Annotated in this window: 15 protein-coding genes; all 15 read right to left on the bottom strand. The window is 40.2% G+C overall.

Translation table 11 applies throughout. From position 1 onward, the window contains the following. Window positions 1-32: 32 nt before the first annotated feature. Window positions 33-908 carry a F0F1 ATP synthase subunit gamma gene (locus tag LRA01S_RS02005; RefSeq protein ID WP_061773980.1) on the bottom strand — a complete coding sequence of 292 codons (876 nt, stop codon included), beginning with the start codon at window positions 906-908 and terminating at the stop codon, window positions 33-35. Window positions 909-1,043: 135 nt separating this feature from the next. Further along, entirely contained in the window at window positions 1,044-2,549 is a 1,506-nt protein-coding gene (atpA, locus tag LRA01S_RS02000; RefSeq protein WP_061773979.1) for a F0F1 ATP synthase subunit alpha, read from the bottom strand. Window positions 2,550-2,689: 140 nt separating this feature from the next. Beyond that, a complete protein-coding gene (locus tag LRA01S_RS01995) occupies window positions 2,690-3,217 on the bottom strand; it encodes a F0F1 ATP synthase subunit delta (protein ID WP_061773978.1) in 528 nt (175 codons plus the stop codon). A gap of 2 nt (window positions 3,218-3,219) precedes the next feature. Beyond that, a complete protein-coding gene (gene atpF / locus LRA01S_RS01990) occupies window positions 3,220-3,729 on the bottom strand; it encodes a F0F1 ATP synthase subunit B (protein WP_061773977.1) in 510 nt (169 codons plus the stop codon). Between the two features lie 12 nt (window positions 3,730-3,741). Continuing rightward, window positions 3,742-4,452: a F0F1 ATP synthase subunit A gene (atpB, locus tag LRA01S_RS01985; protein ID WP_061773976.1), complete on the bottom strand. Its 711-nt coding sequence runs from the start codon at window positions 4,450-4,452 to the stop codon at window positions 3,742-3,744. A 105-nt stretch (window positions 4,453-4,557) separates the two neighbouring features. Then, entirely contained in the window at window positions 4,558-4,758 is a 201-nt protein-coding gene (locus LRA01S_RS01980; protein WP_003140734.1) for a F0F1 ATP synthase subunit C, read from the bottom strand. A gap of 155 nt (window positions 4,759-4,913) precedes the next feature. Next, the gene (locus tag LRA01S_RS01975; protein WP_061773975.1) at window positions 4,914-5,708 is read right to left on the bottom strand and encodes an alpha/beta hydrolase; all 795 of its coding nucleotides are present in this window, start codon (window positions 5,706-5,708) and stop codon (window positions 4,914-4,916) included. A gap of 78 nt (window positions 5,709-5,786) precedes the next feature. After that, window positions 5,787-8,033 (bottom strand): DNA internalization-related competence protein ComEC/Rec2, encoded by a 2,247-nt coding sequence (locus LRA01S_RS01970; RefSeq protein ID WP_239519162.1) that lies wholly within the window; start codon window positions 8,031-8,033, stop codon window positions 5,787-5,789. Then, window positions 7,999-8,652 carry a helix-hairpin-helix domain-containing protein gene (locus tag LRA01S_RS01965; RefSeq protein WP_061773974.1) on the bottom strand — a complete coding sequence of 218 codons (654 nt, stop codon included), beginning with the start codon at window positions 8,650-8,652 and terminating at the stop codon, window positions 7,999-8,001. Before LRA01S_RS01965 ends, LRA01S_RS01970 begins: the two co-directional genes overlap by 35 nt. 57 nt (window positions 8,653-8,709) lie before the next feature. Beyond that, window positions 8,710-9,930, bottom strand: coding sequence for an ABC transporter permease (locus LRA01S_RS01960; RefSeq protein WP_061773973.1), 1,221 nt, complete (start codon window positions 9,928-9,930; stop codon window positions 8,710-8,712). Next, window positions 9,923-10,816: an ABC transporter ATP-binding protein gene (locus tag LRA01S_RS01955; protein ID WP_061773972.1), complete on the bottom strand. Its 894-nt coding sequence runs from the start codon at window positions 10,814-10,816 to the stop codon at window positions 9,923-9,925. Before LRA01S_RS01955 ends, LRA01S_RS01960 begins: the two co-directional genes overlap by 8 nt. A gap of 174 nt (window positions 10,817-10,990) precedes the next feature. Then, window positions 10,991-11,425 (bottom strand): hypothetical protein, encoded by a 435-nt coding sequence (locus LRA01S_RS01950; protein ID WP_061773971.1) that lies wholly within the window; start codon window positions 11,423-11,425, stop codon window positions 10,991-10,993. Window positions 11,426-11,480: 55 nt separating this feature from the next. Continuing rightward, window positions 11,481-11,675 (bottom strand): helix-turn-helix transcriptional regulator, encoded by a 195-nt coding sequence (locus LRA01S_RS01945; RefSeq protein WP_061773970.1) that lies wholly within the window; start codon window positions 11,673-11,675, stop codon window positions 11,481-11,483. Between the two features lie 304 nt (window positions 11,676-11,979). After that, the gene (gene dnaK, locus LRA01S_RS01940; protein WP_061773969.1) at window positions 11,980-13,803 is read right to left on the bottom strand and encodes a molecular chaperone DnaK; all 1,824 of its coding nucleotides are present in this window, start codon (window positions 13,801-13,803) and stop codon (window positions 11,980-11,982) included. Window positions 13,804-13,994: 191 nt separating this feature from the next. Further along, the gene (gene grpE / locus LRA01S_RS01935; RefSeq protein WP_061773968.1) at window positions 13,995-14,528 is read right to left on the bottom strand and encodes a nucleotide exchange factor GrpE; all 534 of its coding nucleotides are present in this window, start codon (window positions 14,526-14,528) and stop codon (window positions 13,995-13,997) included. Window positions 14,529-14,544 lie beyond the last annotated feature (16 nt).

The raw sequence follows: 14,544 nt of genomic DNA, 5'->3' as shown, positions 1-14,544 counted from the left end.
CTCCTGTTTTATTAAGATATTCAGTTGACTATTTATTCCAAGGCACTCGCGCCAGCAACGATTTCCGTAATTTCTTGGGTAATGGCTGCTTGGCGGGCGCGGTTGTATTGGATGGTCAGATCATTGATCACATTTTTCGCATTATCTGTTGCGGCTTGCATGGCTGCCATACCTGCAGCGTGCTCAGCCGTTTTGGCATCGATAATGCTACCATAAATCATGCTTTCCGCATACTGGGGCAAAAGTTGCTCTAATATGGTATCACGATCTGGTTCAAGTTCAAATTCTTGATGATGTGATGTGGCTTCATTTTCGTCTAAATCAGTAATCGGCAACATCTTTTCGACGCGCACTTGGCTGGTCAAAGAATTGACATGGTGGTTGTAACAGACGTACAACTCATCGAACAATTCATTTTGATAGAGGCTCACTGATTTATTGACAATTTTACGCACTTCATCAAAAGTTGGCTGATCAGACAGACCACGAAGCTCATAAGAGACATTGATATCGCGGGCTTTAAAGAAATCTGCACCCATGCCCCCAAGAGCAATGATGACATATTCTTCTTGATTGTCATGATCATCTGCCAACATTTGCATGACAGACTTCAAAATCGTTGAATTATAGCCACCGACGAGACCTTTATCAGATGTGATGACAATGTAGCCAGTCTTTTTAACTGGTCGTTTGATCAACATCGGATTGTTTGACCCCTCAGATAATTCTGAGCCAATCAAATCGGTCGTCATCGCCCGAACTTTTTGGGCATAGACTTGAAAATTCTTAGCGTTTTGTTCAGATCTTGTCAATTTAGCAGCAGATACCATTTGCATGGCACCTGTAATCTGACTTGTTTTTTTAGTAGATGCAATTCTGACTTTGATTTCATTTAGCGAAGCTGGCATGCTAACCTCCTTAATCCAGTTTATAAACCGCAACTCCTAGTGAAAAAGATAAATCACAGAACCGGCGCAAGCGCCGAACCGTGAGATTTCCTATTTTCATACGAAGCTAACCGCGGTTTAACACCTTTTGCTTCATCATTTAAATGCTGACGATGATTTGAATTCTTGAATCGCTGCGTCTAATAAGTCTTCAGATGGAAGGTCTTTAGTTGTAACGATTGTATCAAGCAAGTCTTTATGATTTGCATCAAAGAAATCAAACAATTGTGATTCAAAGGCAAGAATATCATCAACTGGCACTGTATCAAGGAAACCATGTGTCAAAGCATAGAGAATCAAGACTTGGTATTGAACAGCAAGTGGTTCATGCAATGGTTGTTTCAAAACTTCCACTGTTCTGCGACCACGGTTCAATTTGGCTTGCGTTGCAGTATCCAAGTCTGATCCAAATTGTGTAAAGGCTTCTAGTTCACGGAACGATGCTAAGTCAAGACGAAGCGTTCCGGCAACTTTTTTCATAGCCTTAATTTGTGCGCTACCCCCAACACGTGATACGGATGAACCGGCATCAATGGCTGGACGAATACCTGAATAGAAGAGGTCATTTTCAAGGAAAATTTGACCATCGGTAATTGAGATAACGTTTGTTGCGATGTAGGCTGAGATATCACCTGCTTGCGTTTCGATAAATGGTAGGGCAGTCATAGAACCACCACCTAATTCATCAGAAAGTTTGGCTGCACGTTCCAAAAGACGTGAGTGCAAGTAGAAGACATCACCAGGATAGGCTTCACGACCTGGTGGACGGCGGAGCAAGAGAGAGAGTTCACGGTAGGCAACGGCTTGCTTTGATAAGTCATCATAGACGACTAAAACATGTTTGCCGTTATACATGAATTCTTCACCCATGGCTGCACCAGCATAAGGCGCGATGTAAAGCAAAGGTGACGGTTGTGATGCAGAGGCAGTCACAACGATTGTGTAATCAAGCGCACCATATTTGCGGAGCGTTTCAACTTGCGTCCGGACGGTTGATTCTTTTTGACCAATCGCCACGTAGATACAGATCATGTCTTGACCTTTTTGGTTCAAGATGGCATCGATCGCAATCGTTGTTTTACCTGTTTGACGGTCACCGATGATCAACTCACGTTGACCACGGCCGATTGGTACCAAGGCATCAATCGCTTTAAGACCTGTTTGAAGGGGTTCTGCAACACTTTTACGTTGCATAACACCCGGTGCTGCTGATTCAACCGGACGTGTTTTATCCGTTTTAATCTCACCAAGACCATCGACTGGAATCCCCAAAGGATTGACAACGCGCCCGATCAGCGCTTCACCAACAGGGACTTCCATGATTTTACCTGTCCGTTTAACGGTATCGCCTTCTCGGATATTGCCAAACTCACCGAGAACAATAATCCCGACGTCAGTTGACTCCAAGTTTTGTGCCATACCGTATGAACCGTTTGAGAACTCAAGCAATTCACCACTCATGGCATTTTCAAGACCATGTGCCCGGGCAATCCCATCACCGACGTATGTTACAACTCCGGTCTCAGCGACCGAAAAATCAGGTGTGAAATTTTCAATTTGTTGTTTAATCAGTGAACTGATTTCATTAGCGTTAAAAGCCAAAGATTGTCGCCTCCTTATTTTAACTTCAAGCTAACTTCTGTATAAAATAGGTGATTCGTAAGTCTACACAAGTAGCGTACCTCAAATCCTTAATTTTATATAGAAGTTTGCGACTATATCGCACGCTTTTCCGTATCCTATTAGATAATAGATTTCGCAATTTTAGTCAATTGCGACTTAATACTGGCGTCGATGATTTTGCCACGGGCGTTGATAATCACGCCGCCCAAAATACTGGTATCGACTGTATTTTTGATTGTGACTTCATTGAGGTCAAACTTGCTTTTAATTGTTGTTTCAAGTTTGCTGAGTTGCGCATCTGATAGCGCAATGGCACTCGTCACGTCAACATCTGAAATCTTGAACAAACTATCAGCTTGGTGGCGAATTTCCTTAATGATGACAGGTAACAATGCCATGCGTTGATTCTTAACCAAGATGGTCAAGAAATTCTTGAAAATATCAGAAGACGCATTTTGCAGACTCTCAATGACTTGATGTTTCTTGTCATCAGAATAAGCCACATCAACTAAGAAAGCCTGGAGATCGGTCGATTGAATGACTTGATCAAAAGCAGCTACTTCGGCTAAGACAGCTTCTAATTGCTGACTTTCCTGTGCGACTTCAAGTAAAGCTTTACTATATTTTTGAGCAATAATGAGAGACATACTTATTCCCCCAATTTTTCCAAGTACTGATCGATCAAGTCTGATTGCGCTGACGCATCTAAAGTTTGACCGATAAGTTTTTCAGCAATTTTGACTGAAATATCAGCAACATTACCTTTGATACCTGAAATGGCTTCTTTTTTAGATTGTTCAATTTCTTCATTGGCACGTTGTTTGGCACGACGTGCTTCTTCTGCAGCTTCTGCAGCGATTTTAGCTTTGTTGGCTTCAGCAGTGTCTTTGGCATTATTGATGATTTTAGTGGCTTCATCACGTGAGCCTGCTAATTCAGTTTCACGTTCCGCAGCAAATTGCTCAGCTTGTAGCCGAGCATTTTCTGCACCATCAATATCATCATTAATTTTTTTAGCACGTGCATCAAGCATTGATGTCATCGCACCCCAAGCATATTTTTTAATCAAGACGAGCAAGATTAAAAAGGCACCGCTGACCACAATAATGTTGCCTAGCATTGAACTCGGAGCAGATTCTAACAAAATAAATGGACTCATGACTACTCCTTTCTACTCTTCTTTTGCGATTTTTTCATTGATATACATGGTTGATAGCAAGACAAAAACGTATGCTTGCAGCGCACCAATAAAGAGCGAGAACGCCGTCCAAGCCACTTCAAGCAGAATTGCAAGTGGTAGATGATACACTTCAAGATTACCAACACGTGTAATCAAGCCGATCACAATTTCACCAGCAAAAATATTACCGAATAGACGTAAGGCTAAACTTAGAAAATTGATAAATTCTTCCATAATGTTCATCGGTAACATGGCAGCAGGCGTTAAGAAGGCATGTTTGATGTAGCCTTTAAAGCCGAAACGCTTAATACTCGATAATGTTGCAACGAGTGATACCATTAATGATAAAGCCAATGTCACGCCAACATCTGCTGTTGGTGATTTCCAGTAAGTTAACTCATTTGACCCTTCAATTTTGGTCATCAAACCAATATTGTTGGCAACAAAGATGAACATGAAGAGGACAAAGATGAAAAGTGAGTAGCGACGTGATTCAGTCGCACCCAAGTTGTCTTTTGAGACACCATTGACAAAATCAATGATGGCTTCCAATACATTTTGTTTGCCTTTTGGTCGTAAAGTCATCCGACGACTTGCCCAAAAGACAAAGCCAAAGATAATCGCACAAGTTAAAACAGTCATGACAAGGACAGCACCATCAAAATAAACCGGTCCAAGATGAAAAGACCAAGATTTTTCCACGAATACTCACTTCCTTTCTAATATATACACGTTATTAGCAACTAAAGCAAAACTTTACTCTGTAATGTCTCAAGCTAGCTACTGGTGTATAAACTGAGAACCGTCTTATTTCAAGACGAATGTCATAGCAAGTGTGATAAAGAAAGTTCCTTCAATAAATGCGATACCGACAAACATCAATGAACGCAATTTGCCTTCAAGTTCTGGTTGACGAGATACTGCGTTCAAAATACTACTAACGATGAGACCTTCACCGATACCTGCACCAAGTGCTGCAATCCCTAAAGCGAGAATTCCTAATGACATTAATATGTCCTCCTTAAAATTGGGTAAATTTTTCTTGTAAGAGTATCTTACGTTTTTACTTAACAGTAAAATTCTAGTCCTATTTTACTGAAATGTCAACAAAAAAATAGGTCTGTGGACTGATTTTCTGAAAAAAAGCGAAAAAGCTTTCATTTTTAAGATAAACGCTCTTCTTGATTATATTTTATAGGAAGAAATTCAAGCACACGATCCATCATTTTTGTCCAATAATACCATTCATGTGTCCCATCCGCTGTTTCATAAATAATGTCAAAGTCCTTATTCTTCAAGTCTTGGACCGCAAAATTATTAGCTGGATAGAGAAAATCTTGATGACCACACCAGGCGTAAAGTTTAGGTTTCTCATCTCCAAATGTCTTTGTGAAATCTGACGCAAGTTTTTGGACAGAATTAACCGATTCGTCAAATTTATCTAGATCACCAAAAATACCTTGCCAATAAGCGAGATTCCCTATCTCTTCTCTTGCGACTTTTTCAAAAGATATGGCACCTGACAAACTTGCCGCATAAGAAAATTTGTTAGAAGCCAGTGCAATTTTGAAAGCACCATAACCGCCCATAGATAGGCCGGCAATAAAGTTCTTCTCACGTTTAGTAGATAGATTTGGTAGAAAGTTTTGCAAGACTTGTGGTAATTCAGTCACAATCGCATCATAATACCTTGCGCCGTAAGTTGTGTTGGTATACCAAGCCAAGTCTGTTGACGGCATCACAACCGCTAAATTCGTACTTCTAACGATACGCTCAATACCTGAACGATTAAGCCATGAATCCTGATTACCAGACATACCATGCAACAGGTATAGAACAGGAATATCCGTTGTCGGAACATCCTTATCTGGATTCTTACGTGGTTCAGGATACAACATGTTGACCGTGCGCACCATGCCTAGAATTTCTGAGTAGTAGTCGATTTTTAATAGTGCCATATTATATATGTCTTTGCACGCCCTTCCGACATACAAATCCTTTCTATTGACTCTTTCTAGAGTATTGCCTCTATTCTATCACTTTACTGTCGAGATGTGCCAAAATTTACTGTTTTTCTTAAATTTTATAGCACCATGATAATCTGTTCGAAAAGTTTGAACCTCATATTTCTGGAAGGTTGTGAGAGTTTCCATATTTGGATGACCGTACCGATTATCCAAACCACAAGAAATCAATCCGACTTTTGGTCGAATCGCTTCAATAAAAGACTCAGAAGATGACGTTTTTGAGCCATGATGCCCTACTTTTAAAACATCAACTGAGAGATTGGGATAACGTGTCAACAACTCTCGCTCGCCTGTCTCCTCCAAATCACCTGTTAACAAAAATTTTGTCCCATAGAGCTTACCATACAAGACGATCGAGTCATTATTTTTACCATCTCCTGGGGTCAATGGATACAGAACTTCCAAATAGCTGTCAAAAATCTTTAGTCGTTGACCGACCTTAGCCACTTGAACCTTAGCTCGGGTTTGCTTTAAGAGTTTGACAAATTGGGCATTATTGAGACTGCCTTGACTCACGATGATATTTTTGACCTTAATTTGGTCGATGACAGCGAGTAGGTCACCCATATGGTCCTCGTGAGTATGGGTTAGAACCAAAGTATCAATCTGACCCACACCCCGACTTTTCAAATAAGGAATTAAAGTCTTTTCAGCTGGTGCTGCAATTTTACGCTCCTGCCACTTTTTCTTCTTACCTAGTTCAATCCTGCCACCTGTATCGATTAAAATATTGCGTCGATTAAACTTATCTTGTAAGAAAATACTATCCCCCTGGCCAACATCCACCATGGTTATCGAAGGAGTCGGTGGATTTTTAGTTATGAAGAATAAGCCCATCAAGATGATTGCCAGCCTAGCACTAACTTTTCGATTTCGCCAGTGGTCAATTACTGTCACAACTAGCGTCACCAGAAAGACCAAGGCTGTTGGTTTACCAAGTACTAACGGATAATGCCACCAGCTATCTGTCAATTTGATAAGGTCTTCAAGCCACTGAAAAATGAGATTGACTTGTGTTAGCGTGAAGCCTGTTACCATTGCTAGCAAGAAAATGACGGATAGACCTGGTAGGAAGAGAATATCAAAAAGAAAGCTGAAGACAAAGGTCAAGATGATCGACACTGGTTGGAAGGTGTGAAAATAAAGGATGAGGAGCGGTAAAACGCATAGAGAAAGGGTTAAACTTTCTGCTAGTAGTTTACGATATTTTGGGAGGTTCTCAAAGCGATCACCAAAGATTGAAATGACGAAGGCAAAAAGTAAAGACAAGGTGCCGCCTGTGGTTAAAAGGAATTTTGGCGCCGTGATAAATAGAAGCAACAACGTGAGACTGAAATTGTCAAGCGCCTTAATTCCAAAATTAGCTAGGATTTTCTGGACCAAGGATCTGTTGACAGATATGGAAAATCCTGTAAGACCAGCATAAAAAACAGAAAAAGGGATTTGAAACCAATCGACAACATCTCTCCTGAACCCTAGTCTGAGCATACCCTTTCTTAAAAAGTCGATAAAAAATGACACTTGCATGCCTGATAGCGCAAAGAGGTGCATGATGCCTAAGCTGGTATAGATACTGCTCATATCTTCAAAATCTTTACCGAGATGCCCAAAAAGTAAACCGGTCATGTAGGCTGACATAGGTCGCGGAAAGTGTTGCTCACTAAACAAAATAGCTTTTCGTCGTAAGAGCGCTAAGGTTAAGGTTTGTTTTCTTGTCACCCCTGTCACCTGTTCAATCGTCAAAACTCGATAGATATTTTGTGTCTTGAGATGGTGTTGATAATCAAAGCCATTGAAATTTCTTTGTTGACTCGCTTTTTCTAGTTGACCTGAAATGGATAGGACGACTGGTTGTGCTAATTGCTTAAAGTAGCGCTGCTCTTGTTCCGTCGTGACCCTATAATAGACTTGATAGGTTTGTTTGCCCGATTTCCCACGAAAAGAGACCTGGTCACCATCCACCTGAATCGTATCCAGTATGGGGCTGATCCGTGTCACTGTCATCTCACGCGCAAAATCTTTAGCTTCACGATCTTGTAGCGCTAGACAAATGGTTGCAAACCCAATTAAGATCATGCTGAGCTTTAAACAAGTTCTGATGCCATTTTGCCAGATCAAGATTAGCAAAGAAATGATGAGATAACCTAAAAGTAAATAGGAGAAACAAAAGACGGTATAGTAGATCAGCACACAAAAATAGGCGATGAAAATCGATGGTAGATTAATCCACCGTAATGCTTTCTTTAAGTTTTTCAATTGTCTTCTCTCCAAAACCTTTGACATTTCCTAAATCTTCTGGTGTCTTGAAAGGACCGTTTTGCTCCCTGTAATCTATGATATCCTGCGCTCTTTTTGCCCCAACGCCTCTTAGTGTCTGGAGCTTAGCTAGGTCAGCTGTGTTGATATTGACTTTATCAGTTGTCGTTGCTTCCCCTTGCTCTGCTTGTTTCACCTCTGATGCTGTCACATCCTCACCGATACTTGCAACATAAATGGTCATCTCATCCGTTACCTTCTGAGCTAGATTGATTGATTTGATATCTGCTTGATCGGTCAACCCACCTGCTAAGGCGACCACATCATTTACCCGTGCATGACTGGATACTTTATAAACTGCGGGCTTTTTCACTGCACCTTTAATATCAACCATAATGTCCTTGCTCGTCTCAGATTTTTGTTTGTCAGGTGTCTGTTTGTCAGCAGACTGATCAGTCTTAGCAGCTATACTAGATTGACTAGATACCGCAAGCGCATCGTCTGTATCTTTAGTCATGGGTCTCAAATAAAAGAAGACGACCAAAATAAAAACAAGACCGACGCCAATTACGAGTTTTAAATTTTCTTTGAGCCGTTCCAACAGCATTTTCCAGTTCATAGTTTCACCTCACTTTTATATACGAAAAAAATCCCCGTTTGTCACAGGGATTTTAGCTTATTTTTTTAGATTTCGAATGAGCTGCTTAAAGATTTTTTCATCAGAATAACTCAAGACATTCTTAGCATAGATGCGTTCGCCAAACTTAGCAACTAGCACGAGCGCAATGAGCTGTATAGCTAGCGCGATGTAAGCCTCTGTCGAAGTTGATATCTCCAGTGCTAAACGGCTCGGCATGAAGGTAGGTGAGACAAAAGGCAAATAACTCAACACCTTAAGCACAATGTTATTGGGTACTTCTGCCCCAAAAATACCAGCCATGTAGCCGACCAAAGACAGATAAGAAATCGGTGCAATGGCTTGCTGAACCTGACTTTGATCATTGACCAAGCTAGCAGTAATCGCTGTCAAGAATAGATAAGCCGCGAGACCCACTATCAGCATTAAAACAGCATAGAGTAAGAAACTCATATCGACGCCACCGACCATACTTTTGGCACTTTCGACCATTTGATTGCCTTTTAGAACAATGGCCGCAACCACACCTAAAACGACGTAAAATACGATATGGGTTAGAACGAGTAGACCAACCCCTAGTATTTTACCAAAATATTGGACTTTAGTGCTGGTTGCTGCTAGCAAAGTCTCCATAATCCGATTAGATTTTTCATTGGCAATTTCTTGGGCCAACATATTAGAATAAATCATCAGTAACATGAAGATAACGACTGAAATCAGCACAGAAATAGCATTATTGGCTGCATTTTTAGCTTCACCACCACTAGATTCACCTTTCTTACCCAAGGTTTTCATGGTTAGATTTGCGGGTGTTTGAAGACTGACCAACTCCTCAGTAGTCAATTTAAGATGGCTCGCTTTTTCAGCTAGCTCAATTTGCGAAAGCGCTGTTTTAACAGTTGTTTCATTGAATTTCGTTGTGCTATCGGTTCCCGCAACCAGGGTGTATTTGCCATCTTCTTTGACAAGATAACCATCTAGTTTCTTATCCAAGATCTTTTGCTTGGCAGTTTTGACATCAGCTACTTCCGAAATTTTAGCATCTAAGACTTTACCTGTTTTTAGTGTTTGAACCAGTGCTGTGTTATCTACGACAGCGAGCCTTGCAGGTGAATGATCACTCGTTTTAGCAATCACAAAGCCAATGATTAAACCTATAATTGGCAATAACAATGGCGTTAGTACCGTTAACCAAAAAGTCGGTGTTTTAATTTTTGTGCGGTAAACTTGACCCGCGACTAATTTCATTTGTTTAAACATTTTCAGCGACCTCCTTACGGAAAATTTCATCGAGTGTTGGTGGGGCTTGTACAAAAGCCTGTACATAACCAGATTGCGTCACTTTAGTGAAAATCTCGTGACCAACCGCTGCATCACTGACATGTATCATGCGACCAGCACCTTGTTTCTCAATTGTCTCAACACCTGAAATAGCTGCCAAATCCGTATCTGATACATCACTTTCCACATAGATTTGGGTGCGGCCAAATCTATCCCGAATCCCATATATGTCACCTTGCAAGACGACTTTACCTTTTTTCAGCATGGTCAGCTGATCACTGAGTAACTCAACCCCGCTCATGTTATGACTAGAGAAAATGATGGCTGCACCATTTGCCTTGAGATTTTTAATCTCCGTCATTAAAAGGCTAGTATTAACTGGATCGAGTCCGCTGAAAGGTTCATCCAGAATCAAAAAGTCAGGACGGTGAATCAAGGTCGCAATAAATTGAACTTTTTGGGCGTTACCTTTGGACAGGGTTTGCACCTTGTCTGTGATTTTTCCGACGATTTCTAGCTTATCCATCCAGCGAACGAGATCTTCACGTGCTTCAGCTCGTTTCATACCATGGAGTTGAGCAAAATACAAGATTTGCTCTTCAATCGTCAACTTTTGATAAAGTCCACGTTCTTCAGGTAGAAAGCCTATTTTTTGCTTGATATCCTGGGTAATGGGCACACCTTGCCAAGTAATCTGACCCTGGTCCGGTTTGATGAAATCCAAAATCATTCGAAAAGTTGTCGTTTTTCCGGCACCATTTTGACCAATCAGCCCCATAATCTCGCCAGGTTTGACGATCATATCAAGCTGATTGACAGCGACTTTATCACCAAATTTTTTTGTGATAGTTTCTAGTTTTAACACATCTACTCTCCTCTTAACTCTAGTTGTTTAACAACGCCACACAAGGTCAGCCCCTACTGATTATTTTAGATACTTATAATAACAATTCAATTTTATCATATCTTTCATAATATTCCACAATGTAAGAATGGTTATCCTTAAAAAACATCCCCATTACAGCGATAATATCAATAATTATTTTCTCAATCTATAAAAATAGTAAGCGATTGACAAATAAACAAGTAACACTAACGGCATCAGACTGACCGTTATCTCTTCTTTTTCAATTGAAAGAAACATCACGACAGTGGCAACCCCTAGCAAAAATTGACCAATATGCGCCCAAGCCTCTTGTTCTAGTAATTTCCGACGCTCATCTGTTATTTTTAGTCTCGCCGCTCGCAGGCGTTTCGGATTATGTAAAAGCCATACTAACCAGATACCATAGCCCAAAATAGGAAAAATTCCACCAATCGCACTAGAATAGAAAATTTTTATATCCTTTATTTGCCTATACATAACAGATAAAAATAAAAAAAGGAAAATAACCGTTAACGGAAACCAAATTAAATGATATTTTTTATAGTCGCTATCTTTCTTAATATTTTTCTTAAATAAATATTTAAACATTAATTCCTCATCCTTTCAAATTTTCTTTTCTTGATCTTTAATTTCATCATACTCCTTATTCATCCTCGCTGAAAAAGATATCCTCAATCGTTGTATTAAAATATTGCGCTAATTTATAGGCTAGATTTAAGGATGCCGTATATTTTTCTTTCTCAAGTGAAATGATTGTTTGCCTTGTGACTTCCATCGCTTCAGCCAGGGCTTCTTGGGATACACCGTAATCTGTCCGATAGGCTTTTATTTTATTAATATGACACCTCCTGTATAGTTAACTTTACGTAAAGTTTACTATACTTTTTATCATGTGTCAACAATTTAATACAAAAAGTCTAGCACAAACGTACTCTAAAAACTTGGCTGGTTTTATACCAAATCGGCATTCTTTTGCCAAAACAATGCGAAATTGGTCAATAATTCGCTGATTCTATATCAAACCGGTATTCTTTCTACAGAACAATAAAAAAGAGAAAAGTAAACTGGTTAGTTTGCTTTTCTCTTTTGCTGACTGAGACTTTTGTCCCAGCCTTTTTTCATGACGTTTAATTACGTTTCAATTATTTAACTTCTTCGAAGTCACCATCAACAACATTATCGTCTTTTGGTGTATCACCAGAAGCATCAGCACCTGCTGTAGCTTGTTGTTCAGCAGCGGCTTGTTCGTAAAGTTTAACTGCCAAGGCTTGTGCTTTTTCGTTCAGAGCTTCAAGTTTTGCTTTCATATCTTCAAGATTGTCAGCTTCTTGTGCTGCTTTCAACTCATCAAGTGCCGCTTGAGCAGCGTCACGTTCTGTGTCAAAGCCTTTACCTTCAGTTTCTTTGATTGTTTTTTCAGTTGCAAAGATTGTTGCGTCAACTTCGTTTTTAAGGTCAACTTCTTCTTTACGTTTCGCATCCGCTTCAGCATTTGCTTCAGCATCTTTCATCATTTTGTCGATTTCTTCATCAGACAAACCTGAGTTAGATTGGATCACGATGGTTTGTTCTTTGTTTGTACCCATGTCTTTGGCTTTAACAGATACGATACCATTTTTGTCAATGTCGAATGTTACTTCGATTTGTGGGATACCACGTGGTGCAGCAGGGATATCTGAAAGTTGGAAACGACCAAGCGTTTTGTTATCAGCTGCCATTGGACGTTCACCTTGAAGGACGTGAATGTCTACTGCTGGTTGGTTATCAGCCGCAGTTGAGAAGACTTGTGATTTAGATGTTGGGATTGTTGTGTTACGGTCGATGAGTTTTGTGAAGACACCACCCATTGTTTCAATACCAAGTGACAAAGGTGTGACGTCAAGTAAGACAACGTCTTTAACGTCACCAGTGATGACACCACCTTGGATCGCAGCACCCATAGCAACTACTTCGTCAGGGTTAACTGATTTATTTGGTTCTTTATTTGTTTCTTTTTTAACTGCTTCAACAACCGCAGGAATACGTGTTGAACCACCAACTAAGATGACTTCATCAATTTCAGATGCTGACAAACCAGCGTCTGACAAAGCTTTACGAACTGGTGTTTTAGTCCGTTCTACTAAGTCAGCAGTCAAGTCGTCAAATTTAGCACGTGTTAAAGTTTCTTCCAAGTGGAGCGGTCCAGCTTCACCAGCTGTGATAAATGGCAATGAGATTTGTGTAGATGTTACACCTGACAAGTCTTTTTTAGCTTTTTCAGCAGCATCTTTCAAACGTTGCAAAGCCATCTTATCTTGAGCTAAGTCGATACCGTTAGCAGATTTGAATTGTGCGACCAAGTAATCAATAACTTTTTGGTCAAAGTCATCACCACCAAGGTGGTTATCACCAGAAGTAGACAATACTTCAAAGACGCCATCGCCAAGTTCAAGTACTGAAACGTCGAATGTACCACCACCAAGGTCAAAGACAAGGATTTTTTCGTCTTTATCAACTTTATCAAGACCATAAGCAAGTGCTGCTGCTGTTGGTTCGTTGACGATACGTTCTACTTCAAGACCAGCGATTTTACCAGCATCTTTTGTTGCTTGACGTTGGGCATCGTTAAAGTAAGCAGGTACAGTGATGACAGCTTTTTCAACTTTTTCACCAAGGTAATCTTCAGCAAAACCTTTGATGTATTGGAGGATCATAGCTGAGATTTCTTGTGGTGTGTAAGATTTGCCGCCAGCTTCGACTTTGTAGTCAGTACCCATGTGACGTTTGATTGAGATGATTGTATCTGGGTTAGTCACTGCTTGACGTTTGGCAACTTCACCAACTTGAATTTCGCCGTTTTTGAAAGCGACTACTGATGGTGTTGTACGGTTACCTTCTGGGTTAGCGATGATTTTAGCTTCGCCACCTTCAAGAACTGAGACTGCTGAGTTTGTTGTACCTAAGTCAATACCGATAATTTTAGACATAATGTTTTACCTTCTTTTTTTATTTTATTTTTTGTTTGTTTTGATTTTATTTTCTGAAGTGGGGGAATTTAGTGAAATCATCACTTTCAGAAACAAAATCTGGGAAGTTTACGCGATGCGTAAACTTTTTGTGCGCTACGCGCGTTCGTTAATTTATTCATAGTTTTGTGACATTTCGGTCAAACAATTCATTATTGATAAACCACAACCATTGCAGGGCGTAGGTTGCGTTCGTGAAGTTGGTAACCTTTTTGGAGGACTTGAGCAATGGTATCAGCTGGATGTTCATCGTCTGCTGGTGCAGTTTGAACTGACATGTGGAAGTTAGGATCAAATTCGCCTTCTGTTGATACTTCAACAACCCCTTCTTCTTTAAGGGCGTTGAGCAAACTTTCCTGCGTCATCTCCAAGCCTTTTTTGACATCATCTGTCAACCCTTCAACTGCAAGCGCACGCTCAAGGTTATCCAAACTTGGTAAGATTTTACGCGCTAAGTCTTGTGAGCGATATTTCAAAATCGTTTGACGCTCTTCATTGGCACGACGCTGATTGTTTTGCATCTCCGCATGAGCCTTGAGATATTTATTTTCCATCTCGTCTAGCTTAGCTTGAAGTACTGCTAACTCATCGATTTCGTCATCTACAATTTCTTCCAAAACCGCTTCGTTTTCAACTTCCTCAGCTAATTCTTTTTCGATGTCTTCCTTATGCTTTTTCTTAGACATTGCATCTCCTTTTTGT

The organism is Pseudolactococcus raffinolactis NBRC 100932 (genome assembly GCF_001591765.1).
GTDB classification, from domain to species: Bacteria; Bacillota; Bacilli; order Lactobacillales; family Streptococcaceae; genus Pseudolactococcus; species Pseudolactococcus raffinolactis.
The sequence above is the reverse complement of the archived record's forward strand: the minus strand, read 5'-3'. Positions and strand labels throughout refer to the sequence as shown.